The sequence below is a fragment of the Enterobacter sp. PL_is379 genome (assembly GCF_055817355.1).
This window is the reverse complement of the sequence record NZ_JBVPGT010000025.1, coordinates 1-22,829: the sequence shown is the minus strand read 5'-3', so window position 1 is coordinate 22,829 and position 22,829 is coordinate 1. Positions and strand designations below refer to the sequence as shown.

At 56.0% G+C, this 22,829-nt stretch carries 20 protein-coding genes and 5 tRNA genes; 16 read left to right on the top strand and 9 right to left on the bottom strand.

The genetic code is table 11. The annotated features are described in order from the left end of the window. Window positions 1–115: 115 nt before the first annotated feature. Window positions 116–328: a transcription antiterminator/RNA stability regulator CspE gene (gene cspE, locus AC0TOY_RS06840; protein ID WP_003860775.1), complete on the top strand. Its 213-nt coding sequence runs from the start codon at window positions 116–118 to the stop codon at window positions 326–328. A gap of 58 nt (window positions 329–386) precedes the next feature. Here cspE and ghrB read toward each other — a convergent pair whose 3' ends face one another. The 6 genes from ghrB to AC0TOY_RS06810 all read right to left on the bottom strand — a co-directional run bounded on the left by ghrB (window position 387) and on the right by AC0TOY_RS06810 (window position 6,405). Continuing rightward, on the bottom strand, window positions 387–1,361 hold the full coding sequence (ghrB, locus tag AC0TOY_RS06835; protein WP_090420459.1) for a glyoxylate/hydroxypyruvate reductase GhrB: 975 nt from the start codon (window positions 1,359–1,361) through the stop codon (window positions 387–389). Window positions 1,362–1,387: 26 nt separating this feature from the next. Beyond that, the gene (locus tag AC0TOY_RS06830; RefSeq protein WP_024909077.1) at window positions 1,388–2,668 is read right to left on the bottom strand and encodes an MFS transporter; all 1,281 of its coding nucleotides are present in this window, start codon (window positions 2,666–2,668) and stop codon (window positions 1,388–1,390) included. Between the two features lie 117 nt (window positions 2,669–2,785). Further along, complete coding sequence (locus tag AC0TOY_RS06825; RefSeq protein WP_032650801.1) at window positions 2,786–3,724, bottom strand: sugar kinase; 939 nt, start codon at window positions 3,722–3,724, stop codon at window positions 2,786–2,788. Window positions 3,725–3,727: 3 nt separating this feature from the next. Then, window positions 3,728–4,477: a sugar phosphate isomerase/epimerase family protein gene (locus AC0TOY_RS06820; protein WP_248166154.1), complete on the bottom strand. Its 750-nt coding sequence runs from the start codon at window positions 4,475–4,477 to the stop codon at window positions 3,728–3,730. Between the two features lie 103 nt (window positions 4,478–4,580). Next, entirely contained in the window at window positions 4,581–5,597 is a 1,017-nt protein-coding gene (locus tag AC0TOY_RS06815) for a LacI family DNA-binding transcriptional regulator (RefSeq protein ID WP_008502761.1), read from the bottom strand. Between the two features lie 145 nt (window positions 5,598–5,742). After that, the gene (locus AC0TOY_RS06810; RefSeq protein ID WP_024909080.1) at window positions 5,743–6,405 is read right to left on the bottom strand and encodes an OmpA family lipoprotein; all 663 of its coding nucleotides are present in this window, start codon (window positions 6,403–6,405) and stop codon (window positions 5,743–5,745) included. Window positions 6,406–6,617: 212 nt separating this feature from the next. On the opposite strand from AC0TOY_RS06810, the gene AC0TOY_RS06805 reads away from it, so the two are divergent. Then, on the top strand, window positions 6,618–8,897 hold the full coding sequence (locus tag AC0TOY_RS06805) for a molybdopterin guanine dinucleotide-containing S/N-oxide reductase (RefSeq protein WP_473721689.1): 2,280 nt from the start codon (window positions 6,618–6,620) through the stop codon (window positions 8,895–8,897). Here AC0TOY_RS06805 and AC0TOY_RS06800 read toward each other — a convergent pair. Then, the gene (locus tag AC0TOY_RS06800; protein ID WP_024909082.1) at window positions 8,860–9,306 is read right to left on the bottom strand and encodes an N-acetyltransferase; all 447 of its coding nucleotides are present in this window, start codon (window positions 9,304–9,306) and stop codon (window positions 8,860–8,862) included. The two genes, AC0TOY_RS06805 and AC0TOY_RS06800, sit on opposite strands and share 38 nt — an antisense overlap. Further along, window positions 9,284–9,865: a DNA-3-methyladenine glycosylase I gene (gene tag / locus AC0TOY_RS06795; protein ID WP_473721632.1), complete on the bottom strand. Its 582-nt coding sequence runs from the start codon at window positions 9,863–9,865 to the stop codon at window positions 9,284–9,286. The genes AC0TOY_RS06800 and tag overlap by 23 nt, the downstream gene beginning before the upstream one ends. A 162-nt stretch (window positions 9,866–10,027) precedes the next feature. On the opposite strand from tag, the gene AC0TOY_RS06790 reads away from it, so the two are divergent. The 9 genes from AC0TOY_RS06790 to dppF all read left to right on the top strand — a co-directional run bounded on the left by AC0TOY_RS06790 (window position 10,028) and on the right by dppF (window position 20,606). Further along, window positions 10,028–10,726, top strand: a complete 699-nt coding sequence (locus AC0TOY_RS06790; RefSeq protein ID WP_473721631.1) for an autotransporter domain-containing protein — start codon at window positions 10,028–10,030, stop codon at window positions 10,724–10,726. Between the two features lie 238 nt (window positions 10,727–10,964). Then, window positions 10,965–12,167, top strand: coding sequence for an L-lactate MFS transporter (locus tag AC0TOY_RS06785; RefSeq protein ID WP_048991769.1), 1,203 nt, complete (start codon window positions 10,965–10,967; stop codon window positions 12,165–12,167). Window positions 12,168–12,421: 254 nt separating this feature from the next. Further along, window positions 12,422–14,113: a kdo(2)-lipid A phosphoethanolamine 7''-transferase gene (eptB, locus tag AC0TOY_RS06780; RefSeq protein ID WP_024909086.1), complete on the top strand. Its 1,692-nt coding sequence runs from the start codon at window positions 12,422–12,424 to the stop codon at window positions 14,111–14,113. Window positions 14,114–14,204: 91 nt separating this feature from the next. Next, window positions 14,205–14,281 (top strand) — tRNA-Pro (locus tag AC0TOY_RS06775). 620 nt (window positions 14,282–14,901) lie between these two features. After that, on the top strand, window positions 14,902–16,509 hold the full coding sequence (gene dppA, locus AC0TOY_RS06770) for a dipeptide ABC transporter periplasmic-binding protein DppA (protein WP_023334096.1): 1,608 nt from the start codon (window positions 14,902–14,904) through the stop codon (window positions 16,507–16,509). 161 nt (window positions 16,510–16,670) lie between these two features. Then, on the top strand, window positions 16,671–17,690 hold the full coding sequence (gene dppB, locus AC0TOY_RS06765) for a dipeptide ABC transporter permease DppB (RefSeq protein WP_008502770.1): 1,020 nt from the start codon (window positions 16,671–16,673) through the stop codon (window positions 17,688–17,690). Window positions 17,691–17,699: 9 nt separating this feature from the next. Further along, the gene (dppC, locus tag AC0TOY_RS06760; protein ID WP_048028029.1) at window positions 17,700–18,602 is read left to right on the top strand and encodes a dipeptide ABC transporter permease DppC; all 903 of its coding nucleotides are present in this window, start codon (window positions 17,700–17,702) and stop codon (window positions 18,600–18,602) included. 10 nt (window positions 18,603–18,612) lie between these two features. Continuing rightward, window positions 18,613–19,596 carry a dipeptide ABC transporter ATP-binding protein gene (dppD, locus tag AC0TOY_RS06755; RefSeq protein ID WP_008502772.1) on the top strand — a complete coding sequence of 328 codons (984 nt, stop codon included), beginning with the start codon at window positions 18,613–18,615 and terminating at the stop codon, window positions 19,594–19,596. Then, window positions 19,593–20,606: a dipeptide ABC transporter ATP-binding subunit DppF gene (dppF, locus tag AC0TOY_RS06750; RefSeq protein ID WP_032644494.1), complete on the top strand. Its 1,014-nt coding sequence runs from the start codon at window positions 19,593–19,595 to the stop codon at window positions 20,604–20,606. The genes dppD and dppF overlap by 4 nt, the downstream gene beginning before the upstream one ends. Window positions 20,607–20,649: 43 nt before the next feature. Here dppF and coaA read toward each other — a convergent pair whose 3' ends face one another. Further along, the gene (gene coaA, locus AC0TOY_RS06745) at window positions 20,650–21,600 is read right to left on the bottom strand and encodes a type I pantothenate kinase (protein WP_021242480.1); all 951 of its coding nucleotides are present in this window, start codon (window positions 21,598–21,600) and stop codon (window positions 20,650–20,652) included. Between the two features lie 317 nt (window positions 21,601–21,917). Here coaA and AC0TOY_RS06740 point away from each other — a divergent pair. From AC0TOY_RS06740 to AC0TOY_RS06720, 5 genes are all read left to right on the top strand, one after another. Beyond that, window positions 21,918–21,993 (top strand) — tRNA-Thr (locus AC0TOY_RS06740). An 8-nt stretch (window positions 21,994–22,001) separates the two neighbouring features. Continuing rightward, a tRNA-Tyr gene (locus AC0TOY_RS06735) sits at window positions 22,002–22,086 on the top strand. Between the two features lie 117 nt (window positions 22,087–22,203). Continuing rightward, window positions 22,204–22,278: transfer RNA gene (locus tag AC0TOY_RS06730), tRNA-Gly, on the top strand. 6 nt (window positions 22,279–22,284) lie between these two features. Next, a tRNA-Thr gene (locus AC0TOY_RS06725) sits at window positions 22,285–22,360 on the top strand. Window positions 22,361–22,478: 118 nt separating this feature from the next. After that, a partial coding sequence (locus AC0TOY_RS06720) for a GTP-binding protein (RefSeq protein ID WP_171048787.1) occupies window positions 22,479–22,829 on the top strand: 351 nt, incomplete at its 3' end.

Genomic DNA, 22,829 nt, shown 5'->3' with positions numbered 1-22,829 from the left:
CCAGATTGTTATCCATAGATACCCTTCGTTGTGACCCTTCCTTCATCGCTTAAAAATCTGTAACGCAATCCATCAAGCCGGAAGGCACAATATATTTGTTAATAAGGTAATTTCTATGTCTGCTAAAATGACTGGTCTGGTTAAATGGTTCAACGCTGATAAAGGTTTCGGCTTCATCACTCCTGACGATGGCTCTAAAGACGTGTTCGTACACTTCTCTGCTATCCAGAACGATGGCTACAAATCTCTGGACGAAGGTCAGAAAGTGTCCTTCACCATCGAAAGCGGCGCTAAAGGCCCAGCAGCTGGTAACGTTGTAAGCCTGTAAGCTTCCAACCCAGTAGCACAAAATTCAAAAACCCGCCTTCTGGCGGGTTTTTTCGTTTCTATCGTTGCACCTGCGGGTTCACGCAGTTTATCTCCACCTTTCCGCTAAGGGCGGCGATGAGATTATCGACCGCAGTGGCCGCCATGTTGTAGCGCGTCTCATGGGTGGCTGAGCCGATGTGCGGCAACGCAACCACGTTAGGCAGCGAAAGCAGTGGCGAATCCACCGGCAGCGGCTCCTGCTCAAAGACGTCCAGACCTGCTGCATGGATCTCACCGTTCTGCAGGGCCTCAATCAGCGCCTTTTCATCTACCACCGGGCCACGACCCGCGTTGATGAAAATGGCTGACTGCTTCATTTTCTTAAACGCTTCTTTGCCAATCAGATGACGGGTTTCGTCCGTCAGCGGCAGGACAAGGCAGACAAAATCGGCCTCCTGCAGCAGGGTATCCAGCTCGCAGTAACGGGCGTTGAAGCGTTCTTCGGCTTCACTATGGTGGCGACGCGCGTTATACAGAATCGGCATGTTAAAACCAAAATGCGCGCGCTGCGCCAGTGCCAGCCCGATACGCCCCATACCGACAATGCCCAGCGTTTTACCGTGAACGTCCACGCCGAACCAGTCCGGACCAATGCTTTTTGTCCACTCGCCCGCTTTGACGCGCTCGGCGACTTCCACTACGCGACGGGCCGTGGTGAGCATCAGCGCCATCAGCGTGTCAGCCACGGTTTCCGTCAGGGCATGCGGCGTATGCATCAGCAGGATCTTGCGGACGTTAAGGGCGTCCACATCAAAGTTGTCGTAACCCACGGAAACAGTAGAGGTAGCACGAAGCTTCGGCATTTTCTCCAGCAGGGCGACATCCACTTTCTCGCTTGAACCCAGCAGGCCTTCGGCGCTGGCGAACGCGTCGGCGTGCTGTGCCACGGTTTCCGGGCGCAGGTTCTTCACCTGGGTGACGGTGAAGTGTTCTTCAAGACGTTTCTGCAGATCTTCCGGCAGTGCTTTATACAAAATGACGGACGGCTTCATGCTAATCTCCGTTGATTTTTAAGGATTCAGGCGTGTCGAGCGCCGACAGGGTGTTGTTGATTATTAGCAGGCTTAACAACCAGAGTAAGCCACACCGAGGCGAAAAGCGCCACCCCCATAAAGATGTACGATGCGGACGGACTGCCGGTAGCACCGTTCAGGTAACCGACGAACCAGGAGCCGCAGAACGAGCCCAGTGCACCCATGCTGTTAATCAATGCCATTGCACCACCCGCGACGTTACGCGGGAGCATTTCCGGGATGATGGCAAAGAACGGTCCGTACGGGGCGTACATGGCGGCACCGGCAATCACCAGCAGGGTATAAGAGGCCCAGAAATGATTTGCGCCCACGGCCCAGGAGCCAATAAAGGCGAAGGCAGCAATCAGCAGCAGCGGCCAGACAAACAGCTTGCGGTTCTGCAGCTTGTCCGACGCCCAGGAGACGATAATCATCGCGATGGTTGCCGCCAGATACGGTACGGATGACAGCCAGCCTACTTCGACCATGCCGAGGTTTTCACCGCCGCTGCGGATAATGGACGGCAGCCACAGCACAAAACCGTACACGCCAATGCTCCAGGTAAAGTACTGCGCGCAGAGCAGGATTACGTTACGCGAGCGGAAGGCTTCACCATAGTTACGTACCGCCTTCAGACCTTGCTGTTCTTTGTCCAGCTGCGCCTGCAGCGCCGCTTTTTCATCTTCGGAAAGCCATTTCGCCTGGGCAGGTTTATCTTTCACCAGCACCCACCAGCAGAAGGCCCAGATAATCGCCGGCACCCCTTCGATGATAAACATTTCGCGCCAGCCGAAGGACTGAATCAGGTAGCCGGACACCACCGACATCCACAGTACCGTGACCGGGTTACCGAGGATCAGGAAGGTATTCGCGCGCGAGCGTTCAGATTTGGTAAACCAGTTGCTGATGTAGATCAGCATCGCGGGCATAACCGCCGCCTCAACGACGCCGAGGATAAAGCGAATGGCGGCCAGGGCAGGAATATTGTTCACCATGCCGGTCAGTGACGCGCAGGCGCCCCACAGGATCAGACAGATGAAGATCAGCTTACGCACGCTGCGGCGTTCCGCATAAATCGCGCCGGGGATCTGGAAGAAGAAGTAGCCCAGGAAGAAAAGGGCACCCAGCAGGGAGGAGATACCTTTTGTGATGCCAAGGTCCTCTGTGATCCCCGCCGCGGACGCGAAGCTGAAGTTGGCACGGTCAAGGTACGCCAGGCTGTACGTGATAAACACGATTGGCATGATGTACCACCAGCGTTTTACTGCATTGGTCGAACTGTTCATAGGCTTGCCTCTGTTGTTGAGGTTGTTACCGCCGTTGTCTGTAGGGTACACGGTGGCTTAATTATCTGGTGCGGCTTGTTGCCCTCACCCTGGCCCTCTCCCACCGGGAGAGGGAATTCATACTCCGAGCTGTGCTCGGGTGGGTAATCCTTCGCTGTCGCCCTGCACCTGAATGGCCAGCGAGCCAATCTTGTTGCCCCGCGCGACGGCCTGCTGCAGCGTTTTGCCTTCCAGCAGGGCGCTAATTACGCCAACGGCAAAGCCGTCGCCCGCGCCGACCGTGTCGACCACGTTCTCAACCTTCACCGCCGCGACCGCGCCCTGTTCGCCGTTGGCCGTCTTAAACCATGCGCCATCGGCACCGGTTTTCAGCACCACCGCTTTTACCCCTTTATTCAGGTAGAAATCGGCAATGCCTTCCGGCGTATTTTCGCCGGTCAGGATCATCCCTTCTTTCAGGCCCGGCAGAACCCAGTCCGCTCTGAACGCCAGACGGTTGAGCTTCTCGACCATTTCCGCTTCGCTTTTCCACAGCACCGGGCGCAAATTCGGATCGAACGAGATCGTTTTGCCCTGGGCTTTCAGAGTGGCTGCCGCATGGTCCAGCAGCTCATACGAGCTGGCAGAGAGCGCTGCCGCCACGCCGCTCAGGTGCAGATGGCGCGCGGAGGCAAAGTAATCGGCGTGGTAATCCGCGACAGAGAGGTGGCTTGCGGCCGATCCTTTGCGGAAATACTCCACGATGGGATCGGTTCCATTTTCGACCTTAGATTTAAGCTGAAACCCGGTAGGGAAGCGTCCGTCGAGGGTCACGCCTGCGGCATCGATACCCTCTTTTTTCAGCGAATCGAGAACGAAATGGCCAAAGCTGTCATCCCCTACGCGGCTGACCCAGCCCACGTTCAGGCCGAGACGCGCCAGGCCGGTCGCGACGTTCAGTTCTGCGCCTGCGACACGCTTGATAAAGTGCTCTACCGCGCTCAGTTCGCCCGTTTCAGTGGCGACAAACATCGCCATGGCTTCGCCGATCGTGATGACATCCAGCGTCTTGTGCATGATTTACTCCTCGCGCAGCAGGTTGACGTAATGGCGGGTAACGGCGGTTAAATCCGTCCCTTCCAGCGGGAACTCGATCCCGCGTGGGGCATCGGCAGGCAGCTGCCCGAGCAGATCCAGCCAGCGCGCATCGGCGTGGTCCGGTGCCACGGCGCGGAAGTTATCTTTATGCGGCACGGCGGCTTTAACGTGGATATAGCTCACCGCAGGGGCCAGATGACGTGCGGCTTCTTCAGGCGAATCGCCAACCCACAGCCAGTTGCCCATGTCGAAGGTCAGCGTGACGGGGAGCGCCATTTCCCGGCAGGCGGCCTGGAAGCGCTGCATGGGGGCGAGCTGTCCGCAGTCGGTCTGATCGTTCTCTACGACCAGCGCCATGCCGCTTGCGTTCAACAGGCTACGCAGAGCGTCGAGAGGCTGCGCGTCGCGGAAATGGCCCAGGGAAACCTTTAGCCACAGGGCGTTCAGGGTGCTGGCCTCAGAGAGATAGCGGGTCAGGTCCGGGTTGAGGGTGCCGTCGGGCATAAACAGGGCGGCGGGGGCGGAGTAGCACGCCAGCAGGCCGAGCAGCTCAATGGATTCTCCCAGCGCCGGCAGCGCCAGCAGCTCGTCGCTGCTGAACAGTTCCCGGCGGATCTCCACGCCGTCTGCCCCTGCGCCTGCAATAACGGGCAGCATCGCCCGCTGACCGCCCGCCTGTCGCACCTGTTCCGCACCGTACGCGGCGGTGACCACCATAATTTTCCTGCCCATCTTCGGACTCCATCGCAACATATCAATACTATTACGCTAGATGGAACCGGTTCCAAAGAAAAGGTCAGGATGTTGAATTTATGATCGCTATCACAAGGGAAATTTAACGTGCGGTGGAGCCGCGAACGATCAGCTCGCCGGAGAAGACCTGCTCGCGAACGGCATCGCTGGTGCCTTCAATACGACGAACCACTTGTTCAACAGCAGCATAGCCAATCTGCCAGGTGGGTTGTTTGAGTGTCGTAATGCCGACGCCGGCCAGCTCCGCCCACTCCAGCTCATCAAACCCCAGCAGACCGATATCGCTGCCCCAGTGCAGGCCAATACGCTTGAGCGAGCGGGCGACCTGGAGCGTCAGCGCCCCGTTGGCGGAGATAACGGCTTTGCGCATCCCGCGATGGCGCGTATGGAACTGACGCAGGGTGTTGTCGAGCTGCCCCGCCTCGTGAAGCGGCGTTTCGGCATTTTCGGCGATCACGCCGGGATATCGCTCCAGCGTGGCACGAAATGCGCTCAGGCGCTCGCGACGGGTGTTGACCATCCCCAGCGGTTCACTCAGAAACAGAATGGCCTCGAAGCCCTGTTCGATCAGATGTTCGGTGGCGGTCGTGGCGGCCTGGGTGTTATCCAGCCCGACGACATCGCAGGCAAATTCCGGGATTTTACGGTCGATAAGGACCATCGGCAGGGAGGATTGCTGCAGGCGGTTTAACCCCTCTTCGCGCATGCCCACCGCGTTAACCACGATCCCTTCCACCTGATAGCTGCGCAGCAGGTCGAGGTAATGCAGCTCCTGATCGACTTCGTTGTTGGTATTACAGACCAGCGGCGTGAAACCCTTCTCGCGACAGGCGGCTTCAATACCGCTAAGCACGTTCACGGAATAGGGGTTGGTGATATCGGCGATGATAAGCCCGATAAGGCGGGTGCGACCGCGTTTAAGCCCGCGCGCCATGAGGCTGGGACGGTAGTCGAGATCGGCAATGGCTTGTTCAATACGCGCCAGCAGTGCGTCGGACAACAGGTGTTTCTCGCCATTGAGGTAGCGCGAAATGCTGGTTTTACCGGTTTTGGCGGCTTTCGCCACGTCGCTGATGGTGGCCCGGGCTGGTTTGCTCATCGCTGATTTCCCTGAATTTAGTGAGAATACCTTAGCGGGAAAATCGGACGAATCAAGTAATTTGCCCGGTGGCGCTGCGCTTACCTGGGGTGCGGTCTGGTGCCCACACCCCAACCCTCTCCCACGGGGAGAGGGGGAAATGCGATTACTGAATTGGGCTTAACGTAATCTCAACGCGGCGGTTCTGCGCTTTGCCTTCCGCCGTGCTGTTGCTGGCGATAGGGTTGGCAGGGCCCATGCCGCTGGTGCGGATGCGGTTCGCTTCAACGCCCTGGGTGATCAGCGAGCTGGCCACGGCATCGGCGCGCTGCTGGGACAGACGCATGTTCAGATCCTGGCTGCCGGTGCTGTCGGTGTAGCCCATCACGTTTACAGCGGTCTTGTTGTACTCTTTCAGCACCATCGCCACGCCGGTCAGGGTATTCGCACCCGCCGGTTTCAGCGTTGCGCTGCTGCTGTCGAAGGTCACGTTGTTCGGCATGTTCAGGATGATGTTATCGCCGCTGCGCGTCACGCTCACGCCGGTTCCCTTCATTTTGTCGCGCAGCTTCGCTTCCTGCACGTCCATGTAATAGCCTACGCCGCCGCCAAGCGCTGCGCCTGCCGCTGCGCCAATCAGCGCGCCTTTGCCGCGGTCTTTCTTGGAGGAGGAGAGCGCCCCAACGCCTGCGCCGACCAGCGAGCCGATACCCGCGCCAATGCCGGATTTACCCGCTTCGCGTTCACCGGTGTAAGGGTTGGTTGTGCAGCCAGAAACAGCCAGGGCACCGCTCACCAGAGCGGCAATAACGAGTACGCGTTTTTTCATCTTCTTTCCTTAATCCTTTTTATTCTTTGCCACGGCGAGCGTGGCAGTTGATTATGACGTCCAGATACGGAGAAAATTCCGGGTATAACTCTGAAATTTGTGACAAACCATAAACTGCCTCAGCAAGAAGGCCGTAAAACCTGCACGCAACCAGGAGCGCACGCTTGAGCACCTCAACGAAAACCATTCTGACCGCCGCCCACTGGGGACCGATGCTGGTCGAAACTGATGGCGAAAATGTTCTGTCGTCCCGCGGGGCACTGCCAACCCAACATCCCAACTCGTTACAGACCGTCGTTCGCGATCAGGTGCATAGCAAAACGCGCGTGCGCTGGCCGATGGTGCGTAAAGGTTTTCTGGCCTCGCCGGACAAGCCGCAGGGAGTTCGCGGTCAGGATGAGTTTGTTCGCGTGAGCTGGGATGACGCACTGGCGCTTATCCACGCCCAGCACAAGCGCATTCGCGACAGTTACGGTCCGTCGTCCATTTTCGCCGGGTCCTACGGCTGGCGTTCTAACGGGGTTCTGCATAAGGCTTCAACGCTGCTGCAGCGCTATATGAGCCTGGCAGGAGGCTATACCGGTCATCTGGGGGATTACTCCACCGGTGCGGCGCAGGCGATCATGCCGTACGTCGTGGGAGGGAACGAAGTATACCAGCAGCAGACCAGCTGGCCGCTGGTGCTGGAACATACCGATGTGGTCGTGCTCTGGAGCGCTAACCCCCTTAACACATTGAAAATTGCCTGGAATGCCAGCGACGAGCAGGGCATTGGATATTTCGACGCGCTGCGCAAAAGCGGCAAGCGCATCATCTGCGTTGACCCCATGCGCTCTGAAACCATGGATTTCTTCGGCGACAGCGCCGAGTGGATTGCCCCCCATATGGGCACCGACGTGGCAATGATGCTGGGTATCGCCCATACGCTGGTCGAAAACGGCTGGCACGATGTCGAATTCCTGACGCGCTGTACCACCGGCTTCGATAAGTTCGCCGACTACCTGACGGGCCAGTCCGATGGGGTGGCGAAAACGGCAGAGTGGGCAGCAGCGATTTGTGGCGTTACAGCGGAAAAACTCCGCGAACTGGCGGCGTTGTTCCATAAAAACACCACGATGTTAATGTCCGGCTGGGGGATGCAGCGCCAGCAGTTTGGCGAGCAAAAACACTGGATGCTGGTGACCCTTGCCGCGATGCTTGGGCAGATCGGTACGCCGGGCGGCGGTTTTGGTCTCTCCTATCATTTTGCCAATGGCGGTAACCCCACGCGTAAAGCGGCGGTGCTGGCGTCTCTGCAAGGCTCGGTGCAGGGCGGCGTGGATGCTGTGGATAAAATCCCGGTGGCGCGTATTGTTGAAGCCCTGGAGAATCCGGGCGGTTTTTATCAGCACAACGGTCTGGACCGCCACTTCCCGGATATTAAATTTGTCTGGTGGGCGGGCGGGTCGAACTTCACGCACCATCAGGATACCAACCGCCTGATCCGCGCCTGGCAAAAGCCGGAGCTGGTGGTGATTTCCGAGTGCTTCTGGACCGGCTCGGCCAAACACGCCGACATCGTGCTCCCGGCGACCACCTCGTTTGAGCGTAACGATCTCACCATGACCGGCGACTACAGCAACCAGCATATGGTCCCGATGAAGCGCGTAGTGGCCCCGCGAGATGAAGCACGTGATGATTTTGACGTGTTTGCTGAACTGAGCGAGCTGTGGGAAGCGGGCGGTCGCGCGCGTTTTACCGAAGGGAAAAGCGATCTGCAATGGCTGGAGACCTTCTACCAGATTGCCGGACAGCGCGGCGCGGCGCAGGGCGTGACGCTTCCGCCCTTTGCTGAGTTCTGGGAGGCGAACCAGATCGTCGAGATGCCGGAGAGTGAACAGAACGCGAAGTTTGTCCGTTTTGCCGATTTCCGCCGCGACCCCGAGAACCACCCGCTGAAAACCGAGAGCGGAAAGATTGTGATCCACAGCGAGCGCATCGCCAGCTTTGGTTATGCCGACTGCCCGCCACACCCTATGTGGCTTGAGCCGGACGAGTGGCACGGTAATGCCCGGCCGGAGCAGCTGCAGGTGTTGTCAGCGCATCCCGCGCACCGTCTGCACAGCCAGCTTAACTATACCTCCCTGCGCGAGCAGTATGCGGTCGCCGGGCGAGAGCCGATCACGCTGAATACCCTCGATGCGCAGGCCCGCGGGATTGCGGACGGCGACGTGGTGCGCGTCTGGAACTCGCGTGGGCAGGTGCTGGCAGGGGCGGTGGTGAGCGACGGGATTAAACAGGGCGTGATCTGCATTCATCAGGGCGCATGGCCTGACCTTGATCTCGCCGAAGGTGGTATCTGTAAAAACGGGGCGGTTAACGTGCTGACCAAAGATCTCCCCAGCTCGAAGCTGGGGAACGGTTGCGCAGGGAATACGACCCTGGCCTGGGTCGAGAAATATCAGGGGCCCGCGCTTACCTTAACGGCGTTTGATCCGCCTGCCAGCTCATGATCCACGTCGGGTGCTGGGTGTCATCCTGCCAGGCGCTGTCTTCAATGCGAAAGCCCTGCGCATGGTAGAAATTCACCGCCCGAACATTTTTCTGGTACACCTCCAGGCTTAAGTGCGGAAAGCGCTGTTGAACATAGTTCAGCAGCGCGCGCCCGATGCCTTTCCCGATGCATGACGGTGCGACAAACAGCGCGCCGACAAACTGAGACTGCATCACGCTGATAAATCCGCAAGGTTTGCCATCCTGTTCCCAGACCCAGGTTTCGGCTGACGGCAGGTAAACATCCCGCACCATGGCCTCGTTCTCTTTCCAGTAACCCGGCTCGATAAACGGATGTGCTTCCGTGGTGCTTTCAAGCCAGAGGCTCAGAAGCGGCGCGGTATTTTCACTTTGCCATTTGCGGATCATGATGGCCTCCCGGATGACAGAAGCAGCCGGTAACGTGGTCGTTGACCAGGCCACAGGCCTGCATAAAGGCGTAGCAGATGGTGGAGCCGACAAACTTAAAGCCGCGTTTTTTCAGGGCCTTCGAGAGCGCATCCGAGGCCGGAGTGGAGGCCGGGATGTCCGCGAGCGTGGTGGCCTGGGTAACCTGAGGATCGTTGTTCACAAACGTCCAGACAAAATCTGAAAATGATTCGCCGTTTTGCTCCATCGCCAGATAAGCGCGTGCGTTACCGATGATGGCCTGGATCTTACCGCGATGGCGGATGATGCCGGCATCCTGCACCAGTCGCTCGACGTCCTCATCGGTCATCGCAGCGACGGCGACAGGATCGAACTGGTGAAAGGCGTTGCGATAGTTTTCGCGTTTTTTCAATACCGTAATCCACGATAACCCCGCCTGCTGGCCCTCCAGGCAGATCATCTCAAAGAGCTTTTTGCCATCCGTTTCGGGCACGCCCCATTCCCGATCGTGATAGTCGATATAAAGCTGATCCTGGCTCACCCAACCGCAACGTTCCATCCGTCATCTCCCTTATTGATACTGATTTCGCAAAAATTTCGTTCTGACTGGCTTGACGTGTTTACTATAAAGACAATAGTTAATACAGGGCTATATGCTCTCTAAAGTCTTCCTGAATAACGACAAATATCGCCGAATTCGGCTCTCTCTGGGGTCGCGTTGATGATGATAAAAAAAATCAGTGGTCGCCATGCTGCTTCTGGCCTGGTGGGAATTTCAGCCTGCCTGTGTTTTTGTAATACGGCGTCTGCCTGGCAACAGGAATATATCGTTTCAGACGCCCAAAATAATACGGCGGAACGCTATACATGGGACGCGGATCACCAACCGCGTTATGAGGATATTCTTGCGGAGCGTATCCAGTCTTCGCAAAACGCGCCAGGTCTTGCCCTGAATATTCCGTCAGGCAGCACCACGGAGGGGGCGATGAGCGTGGGCTGGAATTTTCCGGTTTCAGCGCGTATCACCACCGGGCCGGTAGTGGCGTGGCGGTACGATGGCACGGCTCCGATGATGATCAACGAGTTTGGTGATAGCGCGTCGACGCAGGCGCTCACCGACCCGCTCTGGCATGCCAGCGTCAGCACGCTGGGGTGGCGTGTGAATACCCAGTACGGCGATCTCCGTCCCTGGGCGCAGATCAGCTATAACCAGCAGTTTGGTGAAAACCAGTGGAAATCGCAGTTTGGCATGCCGCAAACGCCAGCCCCTGCCCAAAACGGTAGCTGGATGGATGTCACCGTGGGAACGGATATTCCCTTTAATACGCACATGGCGGCGTATGCGTCGCTGGCTCAGGGGGAACACACCTCCACCGGTGAGGAGTTTTTATACACCCTTGGCGTCAGCGCAAATTTCTAGAGTTGTTACTTTTTTAAACGTTACGATAACATCTCGAATACAACAACCACGGGCTTTACAGCGATAGCAGATACTAACACGCTATCGCTTTATTCCCATGCCAGGCCATTCATTCCCGATTCCAGGCATTTCATTCCGTTCCGCCTGCATTTCATGCCGTTTTACCCCAGGCATATTAAGGTTTTGTTTATCGTTGTCCTCAGCGAACTTCCTTAATTTCTCTTGCAGGACAACTGCCATGAACACACCAACTTATAACCGCACGCGCTGGCTCACGCTCTTTGGCACCATCGTCACCCAGTTTGCGCTGGGCTCGGTCTATACCTGGAGCCTGTTTAACAGCGCGCTTTCCGACAAGCTCGGCGCGCCGGTCAGCCAGGTCGCGTTCTCCTTTGGTCTGCTGAGCCTGGGTCTGGCGATTTCGTCTTCCGTCGCGGGCAAGCTGCAGGAGCGTTTTGGCGTGAAGCGCGTGACCATGGCGTCCGGCATTCTGCTGGGGCTGGGCTTTTTCCTGACGGCGCATTCCAGCAACCTGATGATGCTGTGGCTGAGCGCCGGCGTGCTGGTGGGGCTGGCCGATGGCGCGGGGTACCTGCTTACGCTGTCAAACTGCGTGAAGTGGTTCCCGGAACGTAAAGGCTTAATCTCCGCGTTTGCCATTGGTTCTTACGGTTTGGGCAGCCTCGGGTTCAAATTTATCGACGCCCACCTGCTGGCGTCCGTTGGCCTCGAAAAAACCTTTATGATCTGGGGCGCAATTGTTCTGGTGATGATTCTGTTCGGCTCCACGCTGATGAAAGATGCGCCGCAGCAGGAGGTTAAATCCGTGAACGGCGTGGTGGAGAACGACTTTACCCTCGCGCAGTCCATGCGTAAGCCACAGTACTGGATGCTGGCGGTGATGTTCCTGACGGCCTGCATGAGCGGTCTGTATGTCATCGGCGTGGCGAAAGATATCGCGCAGGGGATGGTGAAACTGGATGCCGCCACGGCGGCTAACGCGGTGACCGTGATTTCTATTGCTAACCTCTCTGGTCGTCTGGTCCTCGGTATTCTGTCTGACAAAATTGCCCGCATCCGCGTGATTACGATTGGGCAGGTGGTCTCGCTGGTCGGTATGGCGGCGCTGCTGTTCGCTCCGCTGAATGAAGCCACCTTCTTCGCGGCGATTGCCTGCGTGGCCTTTAACTTCGGCGGCACCATCACCGTCTTCCCGTCACTGGTGAGCGAGTTCTTTGGCCTGAACAATCTGGCGAAAAACTACGGCGTTATCTATCTGGGCTTCGGGATCGGCAGTATCTGCGGCTCGCTGATTGCCTCCCTCTTCGGCGGGTTCTACGTGACCTTCTGCGTGATATTTGCCTTGCTGATTATCTCGCTGGCACTCTCGACCACGATTCGTCAGCCGCAGCGCGAAGTGTTCAAAGAGGTGCATGCTTAATGACGATGAAAAAGGCCGGTTATCCGGCCTTTTTCTTGTGTGAAAACTGATGATCTGGCTAAACCGTCTCGTTCTTAATTTTTTGTAAATATCTGTACCGATCACACACTCTGCTGCCACTTTTTCTTTTCCCTGTGGTCTACTTACCACGCGGGTAGACGTTTCCGATAACGACTTCTTAAGCGATTCTTTAACCTATTCATTTTTAAAACAAAAATGATCGGTGATTTCGTCCCTTTTTCCGGGTAGTTTGCATGAAATACATTAAATCGATGGCACAACAAAAGCTCTGCTTTTTGCTGGCGTTGTACATCGGCCTGTTTATGAATGGCGCAGTTTTCATCCGTCGGTTTGACGGTTACGCGCATGATTTTACCGTCTGGAAAGGAATTGCAGCGGTTGTCGAATTGGTCGCTGCTGTACTGGTCACCTTCTTTTTATTCCGTATTCTTACCCTGTTTGGCCGTCGCGTGTGGCGAGTGCTGGCTACGTTTATCGTGCTGTGCTCGGCGGGTGCCAGCTATTACATGACCTTTATGAACGTGGTGATTGGCTACGGCATTATTGCCTCAGTGATGACCACGGATATCGACCTCTCTAAAGAGGTTGTAGGGCTGCACTTTATTCTCTGGCTGGTAGCCGTCAGTGCCTTACCGCTGCTGCTCATCTGGAGCAACCGTTGCCGGTACACGCTAGTGCACCAGATTCGCACGCCAGGCAAACGTTTCAGAAGCGTCGCGATAGTCCTGCTGGCCGGTTTGATGGTCTGGGGACCAATTCGTCTGCTGGAAGTGAAGCAAAAGCATGATGAGCGTACCTCAGGCGTGGATATGCCAAGCTACGGCGGTGTAGTGGCGAACTCGTATTTACCGTCTAACTGGATTTCCGCGCTGGGGCTGTATGCGTGGGCGCAGGTGGATGAATCCTCTGGTAACAAATCGCTGATGAACCCGGTGAAGAAGTTTACCTACGTCGCACCAAAAGATATCGACGATACCTATGTCGTCTTTATTATCGGAGAAACCACGCGCTGGGATCATATGGGTATTCTTGGCTATAACCGTGATACCACGCCGAAACTGGCGCAGGAGAAAAACCTGATTGCCTACCGTGGCTATTCTTGTGATACCGCCACCAAGCTCTCACTGCGCTGTATGTTTGTGCGCGAGGGCGGGGCGAGCGACAACCCGCAGCGTACGCTGAAAGAGCAAAACGTCTTCTCGGTGCTGCATCAGCTTGGGTTCACGTCTGCCCTCTATGCGATGCAGAGCGAAATGTGGTTCTACAGCAATACCATGGCGCAGAACATTGCATACCGTGAGCAGATTGGCGCAGAGCCGCGTAACCGTGGCAAATCTGTCGATGACATGCTGCTGATTGATGAGATGAAACTGTCCCTGAGCGATAATCCTGATGGTAAGCATCTGATTATCCTTCATACCAAAGGGTCGCACTTTAACTACACCCAACGTTACCCGCGTAACTTTGCCAAATGGAAGCCTGAGTGCGTCGGGGTGGATAAAGACTGTACCAAAGCGCAGCTGATCAACTCCTACGACAACTCCGTACTGTATGTGGATCACTTTATTGATTCGGTGATTGACCAGGTACGCGATAAGAAAGCGATTGTGTTCTATGCGGCGGACCACGGTGAATCCATCAATGAGTATGAGCATCTGCACGGTACGCCGCGCAAGATGGCACCGCCGGAGCAGTTCCGTGTACCGATGATGGTGTGGATGTCTGACAAGTATCTGGAAGACCCGGAGAAAGCGAAGATGTTTGCTCAGCTGAAGAAAGAGGCGGAGATGAAGGTGCCGCGTCGTCACGTTGAGCTGTACGACACCATTATGGGTTGTCTCGGCTATACCTCACCGAATGGTGGGATTAACGAAAACAACAACTGGTGCAAACTCCCTGATAACACCGCAAAAGCCGCGCAGTAGCTGCTCTGGCGAGAATATCGCCAGTTGAATGGCTTTTTGAAAATAAGGGATTGACGGGGGCGCACCTCAGCAGTAAGATGCGCTCCGCATTCGGCGAGTAGCGCAGCTTGGTAGCGCAACTGGTTTGGGACCAGTGGGTCGGAGGTTCGAATCCTCTCTCGCCGACCACATTCTGAAAAGGGCTAACCGTAAGGTTAGCCCTTTTTGCATTATGACCTTATCTCGTCAGAGTATCCAAAACACCCCTTAGACCTGCTTCCACCTGCCTGTTAACGATTTTGTGACATAATCCATTGTATTTTTTTATATATAGATTGATCTTTTTTCGCGTTGCTTATGGATAACCTCAGCATTTTTCGCTGTGCGTTTTAACGTTCGCGGTATTTAGTGCTCAGATAATCACCATTCTGCAAGAAAATTTACCCATTCTGAATAAAAGTTAATCACTGATTGTGGCGAAATAGGGAGAGAGTTGTGCTGCAACATGGCGAGTAGCATAAATTTCCCTGCTGAAAACTGGCGTACATAGTTTTTTTAATCTTTGTTTGCGGTTTCTCACACTCAGCGTAAATCCCCGTCACCTGTATTGACGTTTTCACATTCTGTTGACAGATTGTAGGGCATGAGGGGCATTTCAGGGACGATCTGCGCTGCAACTCAAACGCTCTTCTGAAAGGATTCTCCATCCCTTTAAAGCCTTCGGGCATCACCGACCGGACCGGGTAAAAAATAAATAAAGGTCTGGCGGCGTAACACAACAAAGCAAAACATCACATTGGAGCAGAATAATGAGTATTTCCTTGAAGAAGTCAGGGATGCTGAAGCTTGGTCTGAGCCTGGTGGCTATGACCGTGGCAGCAAGCGTACAGGCAAAAACCCTGGTTTACTGTTCTGAAGGCTCGCCGGAAGGCTTTAACCCACAGCTCTTTACCTCTGGTACGACTTACGACGCAAGCTCTGTACCGATCTATAACCGTCTGGTTGAATTCAAAACCGGTACCACGGAAGTGATTCCGGGTCTGGCCGAGAAGTGGGACGTCAGCGAAGACGGTAAAACCTATACCTTCCACCTGCGCCAGGGCGTGAAGTGGCAGGACAGCAAAGAGTTCAAACCAACGCGTGACTTTAACGCCGACGACGTGGTGTTCTCCTTCGACCGTCAGAAAAACGCCCAGAACCCGTACCACAAAGTGTCTGGCGGCAGCTATGAATACTTCGAAGGGATGGGTCTGCCGGACCTGATCTCTGAAGTGAAAAAAGTGGACGATAATACCGTTCAGTTCGTGCTGACGCGTCCGGAAGCACCGTTCCTGGCTGACCTGGCCATGGACTTCGCCTCAATCCTCTCTAAAGAGTATGCGGACAACATGCTCAAAGCCGGTACGCCGGAGAAAGTCGACCTGAACCCAATCGGTACCGGTCCATTCCAGCTGCTGCAGTACCAGAAAGATTCCCGCATTCTGTATAAAGCGTTCGAAGGCTACTGGGGCACCAAGCCGAAGATCGACCGCCTGGTCTTCTCCATCACGCCTGATGCGTCAGTGCGTTACGCAAAACTGCAGAAAAATGAATGCCAGGTGATGCCGTACCCGAACCCGGCTGACATCGCCCGCATGAAGCAGGACAAGAACATCAACCTGCTGGAGCAGGCTGGCCTGAACGTGGGCTATCTCTCCTTCAACACCGAGAAGAAACCGTTTGATGACGTGAAAGTGCGTCAGGCGCTGACCTACGCGGTGAACAAAGAAGCGATCATCAAGGCGGTTTACCAGGGTGCAGGCGTTGCAGCCAAAAACCTGATCCCACCAACCATGTGGGGCTATAACGACGACGTTAAAGACTACAGCTACGATCCTGAGAAAGCGAAAGCGCTGCTGAAAGAAGCGGGCCAGGATAAAGGCTTTACCGTTGAGCTGTGGGCGATGCCGGTACAGCGTCCGTACAACCCGAACGCACGCCGTATGGCAGAAATGGTTCAGGCAGACTGGGCTAAGATTGGCGTTCAGGCCAAGATTGTGACCTACGAGTGGGGCGAGTACCTGAAGCGCGCCAAAGCGGGTGAGCACCAGGCAGTCATGATGGGCTGGACCGGTGATAACGGGGATCCGGACAACTTCTTCGCCACCCTGTTCAGCTGCGCGGCGGCAAAAGACGGTTCTAACTACTCTCGCTGGTGCTACAAGCCGTTTGAAGACCTGATCCAGCCGGCGCGTGCGACCGACGATCACAACAAACGTATTGAACTGTACAAGCAGGCTCAGGTTGTTATGCACGATCAGGCTCCGGCGCTGATTGTTGCTCACTCCACCGTGTACGAGCCAGTGCGTAAAGAAGTGAAGGGCTACGTGGTTGATCCACTGGGCAAACACCACTTCGAAAACGTATCTGTTGAATAATAAGTAGGGTGTTCTCCCTCTCCCTCTGGGAGAGGGCAGGGGTGAGGGGCGTGCATGCATCCCCTCACCCTAACCCTCTCCCGAAGGGAGAGGGAATTTACATTTGTGAGCAATACAGACGTCACGCCACTGGTCGTGCGTCATCAGAGAGAATCCGGGTTATGTTGCAGTTCATCCTCCGACGTCTGGGACTTGTTATCCCCACGTTTATCGGTATCACCCTTCTCACTTTTGCCTTCGTCCATATGATCCCCGGCGACCCGGTAATGATTATGGCGGGCGAGCGTGGTATTTCCCCTGAGCGCCATGCACAGCTGCTGGCTGAACTCGGCCTCGATAAGCCGATGTGGCAGCAGTACCTCCACTATATATGGGGCGTTCTGCACGGTGATTTAGGGATTTCGTTGAAAAGCCGTCTTCCGGTGTGGGACGAGTTCGTGCCGCGTTTTAAAGCGACACTGGAGCTTGGCGTCTGCGCCATGATTTTCGCCACCGCGGTGGGTATCCCTGTTGGGGTACTGGCTGCCGTCAAGCGTGGCTCTATTTTTGACCATACCGCCGTGGGTCTGGCGCTGACCGGCTACTCCATGCCTATCTTCTGGTGGGGCATGATGCTGATCATGCTGGTCTCGGTGCAGCTAAACCTGACACCAGTTTCCGGGCGCGTCAGCGATATGGTCTTCCTGGACGACTCCAACCCACTCACCGGCTTTATGCTGATTGATACGGCTATCTGGGGTGAAGAGGGCAACTTCATGGATGCCGTCGCGCATATGATCCTGCCTGCCATGGTGCTGGGCACTATTCCTCTGGCGGTGATCGTCCGTATGACCCGTTCATCAATGCTGGAAGTGCTGGGCGAGGATTACATCCGCACCGCCCGCGCCAAAGGCCTGACGCGTATGCGCGTCATCATCGTCCATGCGCTGCGTAACGCCATGCTGCCGGTAGTGACCGTTATCGGTCTCCAGGTGGGAACGTTGCTGGCGGGGGCGATCCTGACCGAAACCATCTTCTCCTGGCCGGGCCTGGGCCGCTGGCTGATTGACGCGCTGCAGCGCCGTGACTATCCGGTTGTGCAGGGCGGTGTATTGCTGGTCGCGACGATGATTATCCTCGTCAACCTGCTGGTCGATTTGCTGTACGGCGTGGTGAACCCGCGTATTCGTCATAAGAAGTAAGGGGCCATCATGTCACAGGTTTCTGAAAACAAAGTTGTTGCTGCACCGGTTCCGATGACGCCGATGCAGGAGTTCTGGCACTACTTCAAGCGCAACAAAGGCGCGGTGGTGGGGCTGGTGTATGTCGCTATCATGATCCTGATTGCGGTGTTTGCAAACGTGCTGGCGCCGTATAACCCGGCGGATCAGTTCCGCGATGCGCTGCTCTCCCCTCCTGCCTGGCAGGACGGCGGTAGCCTGGCGCACCTGTTGGGGACCGATGATGTGGGCCGCGATGTGCTGTCGCGTCTGATGTACGGTGCGCGCCTGTCGCTGCTGGTCGGCTGTCTGGTGGTGGTGTTATCCCTGATTATGGGGATCGTACTGGGTCTGGTTGCCGGTTACTTCGGCGGCATTGTTGATAACATCATCATGCGTATCGTCGACATCATGCTGGCGCTGCCAAGCCTGCTGCTGGCGCTGGTGCTGGTGGCGATCTTCGGTCCGTCGATCGGCAACGCCGCCCTGGCGCTGACGTTCGTGGCGCTTCCTCACTACGTGCGTTTAACCCGCGCGGCGGTGCTGGTGGAAGTGAACCGCGACTACGTCACGGCGTCTCGCGTAGCGGGGGCCGGTGCGATGCGCCAGATGTTTGTCAATATCTTCCCGAACTGCCTTGCGCCGCTGATTGTTCAGGCGTCGCTCGGTTTCTCTAACGCCATTCTTGATATGGCCGCTCTTGGCTTCCTGGGCATGGGTGCGCAGCCGCCAACACCGGAGTGGGGCACCATGCTCTCCGACGTGTTGCAGTTCGCACAAAGCGCCTGGTGGGTTGTCACCTTCCCGGGTCTGGCAATCCTGCTGACGGTGCTGGCATTTAACCTGATGGGTGATGGCCTGCGTGATGCACTTGATCCCAAACTGAAGCAGTAAGAGGCACGAGATGGCGTTATTAAATGTAGATAAATTATCGGTGCACTTCGGCGACGAAGGCACCCCGTTTCGCGCCGTAGACCGCATCAGCTACAGCGTCAATCAGGGCGAAGTGGTGGGTATCGTTGGGGAGTCCGGTTCCGGTAAGTCCGTCAGCTCGCTGGCGATCATGGGGCTGATTGATTACCCGGGCCGCGTGATGGCGGAAAACCTGCAGTTCAACGGTCAGGACCTGAAGCGCATTTCTGAAAAACAGCGCCGCCAGCTGGTGGGCGCGGAAGTGGCGATGATTTTCCAGGATCCGATGACCAGCCTGAACCCGTGTTACACCGTCGGTTTCCAGATTATGGAAGCGATTAAGGTGCACCAGGGCGGGAATAAGAAAACCCGTCGTCAGCGGGCGATCGATCTGCTGAATCAGGTGGGTATTCCTGACCCGGCTTCGCGTCTGGACGTTTACCCGCATCAGCTTTCCGGCGGGATGAGCCAGCGCGTGATGATCGCCATGGCGATTGCCTGTCGGCCAAAGCTGCTGATTGCGGATGAACCGACGACGGCGCTGGATGTGACCATTCAGGCACAGATCATCGAACTGCTGCTGGAGCTGCAGCAGAAAGAGAACATGGCGCTGGTGCTGATTACGCACGATCTGGCGCTGGTGGCCGAAGCCGCGCACAAAATCATCGTGATGTATGCCGGCCAGGTGGTCGAGACCGGAAATTCGCACGATATCTTCCGCGCGCCGCGTCACCCGTATACCCAGGCGCTTTTACGCGCGCTGCCGGAGTTTGCTCAGGATAAAGCGCGTCTGGCATCGCTGCCGGGTGTGGTGCCGGGTAAATATGACCGTCCGCAGGGCTGTCTGCTCAATCCGCGCTGTCCGTATGCGACGGACAAATGCCGGGCGGAAGAGCCAGAGCTGAACCAGCTGGCTGACGGTCGTCAGTCGAAATGCCACTACCCACTCGATGATGCCGGGAGGCCAACACTATGAGTACGCAACAGGCCACCACGCAACAGCCGCTGTTGCAGGCCATCGACCTGAAAAAATATTACCCGGTGAAGAAGGGACTGTTTGCCCCTGAACGCCTGGTGAAAGCGCTGGATGGCGTCTCCTTTAACCTCGAACGCGGTAAAACGCTGGCGGTGGTGGGAGAGTCAGGCTGCGGGAAATCGACGCTGGGCCGTCTGCTGACGATGATTGAAGTGCCGACCGGCGGTGAGCTCTATTATCAGGGCCAGGATCTGCTCAAGCACGATCCGCAGGCGCAGAAGCTGCGTCGCCAGAAAATCCAGATTGTGTTCCAGAACCCGTATGGTTCTTTGAACCCGCGTAAAAAAGTGGGGCAGATTCTGGAGGAACCGCTGCTGATTAACAGCAATCTGAGCAAAGAGCAGCGCCGTGAAAAAGCGCTGGCGATGATGGCGAAGGTCGGCCTCAAAACCGAGCATTACGACCGCTATCCGCACATGTTCTCCGGCGGCCAGCGTCAGCGTATCGCCATCGCGCGCGGTCTGATGCTTGACCCGGACGTGGTGATTGCCGACGAGCCGGTGTCGGCGCTCGACGTCTCCGTGCGTGCGCAGGTGCTGAACCTGATGATGGATCTGCAGCAGGAGCTGGGACTCTCTTACGTGTTCATCTCCCACGACCTGTCGGTGGTGGAGCATATTGCCGATGAAGTGATGGTGATGTACCTGGGGCGCTGCGTGGAGAAGGGGACCAAAGACCAGATCTTTAATAACCCTCGCCACCCGTACACCCAGGCGCTGCTGTCCGCGACGCCGCGTCTGAACCCGGACGATCGTCGTGAGCGTATTAAGCTGACGGGAGAGCTGCCAAGCCCGCTGAATCCGCCGCCGGGATGTGCATTCAACGCCCGCTGCAGCCGCCGCTTTGGCCCCTGCACCCAGCTACAGCCGCAGCTGAAGGATTATGGAGGCCAACTGGTGGCCTGCTTCGCGGTCGATCAGGATGAAAATGGCGAGAAGCCACACGCATAATGAAAAAAACCGGCGCTAAGCCGGTTTTTTTATGTCTGCTTTATTATTTCCGCAGGCGAATCTGGTCGACGGCGTGCTTCTCGCTCTTGGTGAGGATCAGGCTCGCACGCTCGCGCGTCGGCAGGATGTTCTCTTTGAGGTTCACGTAGTTGATCTCATTCCACAGCCCCGTCGCCACATTGATCGCTTCTTCTTCAGAAAGCTGAGCATAGTGGTGGAAATAGGAGTCCGGATCGGTGAACGCCCCTTCGCGGAACTTCAGGAAGCGGTTGATGTACCAGTTCTGCAGCAGGTCTTCCGGCGCATCGACGTAAATAGAGAAATCGACGAAATCCGAGACAAAGACGTGATGCGGGTCGTGAGGATAGTCCATGCCGCTTTGCAGCACGTTCAGACCTTCCAGAATGAGAATATCCGGCTGGACCACCGTTTTATCCCCACCCGGGATGCGATCGTAGATCAGGTGCGAATAGACCGGCGCTGTTACGTGAGGCACGCCGGATTTCAGGTCGGAGACAAATTTCACCAGACGGTGCATATCATAAGAGAGCGGGAAGCCTTTCTTCTTCATCAGCCCGCGTTCTTTTAAGACTTCGTTTGGATGCAGGAAGCCGTCGGTCGTGATCAGCTCCACGCTGCGGTGTTCCGGCCAGCGGCTCAACAGCGCCTGCAAAACGCGTGCGGTGGTACTTTTACCCACGGCCACGCTGCCTGCGATACTAATGATATAAGGAATGCGTTGACCGTTCGTCCCGAGAAACTGCTCCAGCACCGCCTGACGACGCAGGTTCGAGCTGATATAGAAGTTAAGCAAGCGAGAGAGGGGGAGATAAATTTCTGCCACCTCTTCAAGGGACAGATCTTCGTTTATCCCTTTTAACCGTGCGATTTCACCTTCCGTCAGCGTCATAGGGACGGAATCACGCAGGGCAGCCCACTGGCTGCGGTTAAAGTGAAGATAAGGCGTCATTAACGTTTGCTCTTTTTTGCTCATAAGCATGCTTCAGTGAGCCAGCGCTATACTGCCGGATCGTGGCTCATCACACAGTTAATTTTGGACAATGGGCAGGAGGTTAACACCAGATGGCAGGAATAATAAGAAAAAAGATGGATAGCGCTGCGTTACGCGGAAGCCGTCACGCTATGGTGTATACGGTGTAAATCACGCGTGCATGTTGATTATTTGACCCGCAATGACTACTTTTACAGCGCTTAGCGCTTCGTTCGCATAAAATGTGAGCGAAAGAACGTTTTATGCAAATTTTTAGTTGCATGACCGCGCAGGTATCCATAGAATGCGCGCTACTTGATGCCGACTTAGCTCAGTAGGTAGAGCAACTGACTTGTAATCAGTAGGTCACCAGTTCGATTCCGGTAGTCGGCACCATCAAGTCCGGTGGGGTTCCCGAGCGGCCAAAGGGAGCAGACTGTAAATCTGCCGTCACAGACTTCGAAGGTTCGAATCCTTCCCCCACCACCACTTTCTGGCAGCGTAAATGCCGCCGGAGCTGGTTGGAAAAATTAGCCAGCTCAAACTGAAAAAGAGAGAAATCTCTTTTTTTGTTACAGAAAGAACTGGGTAGCCGAGTTTCAGGATGCGGGCATCGTATAATGGCTATTACCTCAGCCTTCCAAGCTGATGATGCGGGTTCGATTCCCGCTGCCCGCTCCAATACGTGCTGATATGGCTCAGTTGGTAGAGCGCACCCTTGGTAAGGGTGAGGTCCCCAGTTCGACTCTGGGTATCAGCACCACTTCACTTCTCCTTCCCGTTTCTCTCTGTTTCAATTTTACTGTATTCAACAATTCAGGCATTTCGCCTGGTTGATGTGGTGATATCACCGATTTATCCGTGTCTTAGAGGGACAATCGATGTCTAAAGAAAAGTTTGAACGTACAAAACCGCACGTTAACGTCGGTACTATCGGCCACGTTGACCATGGTAAAACAACGCTGACCGCTGCAATCACTACCGTTCTGGCAAAAACCTACGGTGGTTCTGCTCGCGCATTCGACCAGATCGATAACGCACCAGAAGAAAAAGCTCGTGGTATCACCATCAACACCTCTCACGTTGAGTACGACACCCCGACTCGCCACTACGCACACGTAGACTGCCCAGGCCACGCCGACTATGTTAAAAACATGATCACCGGTGCTGCGCAGATGGACGGCGCGATCCTGGTTGTTGCTGCGACTGACGGCCCAATGCCTCAGACTCGT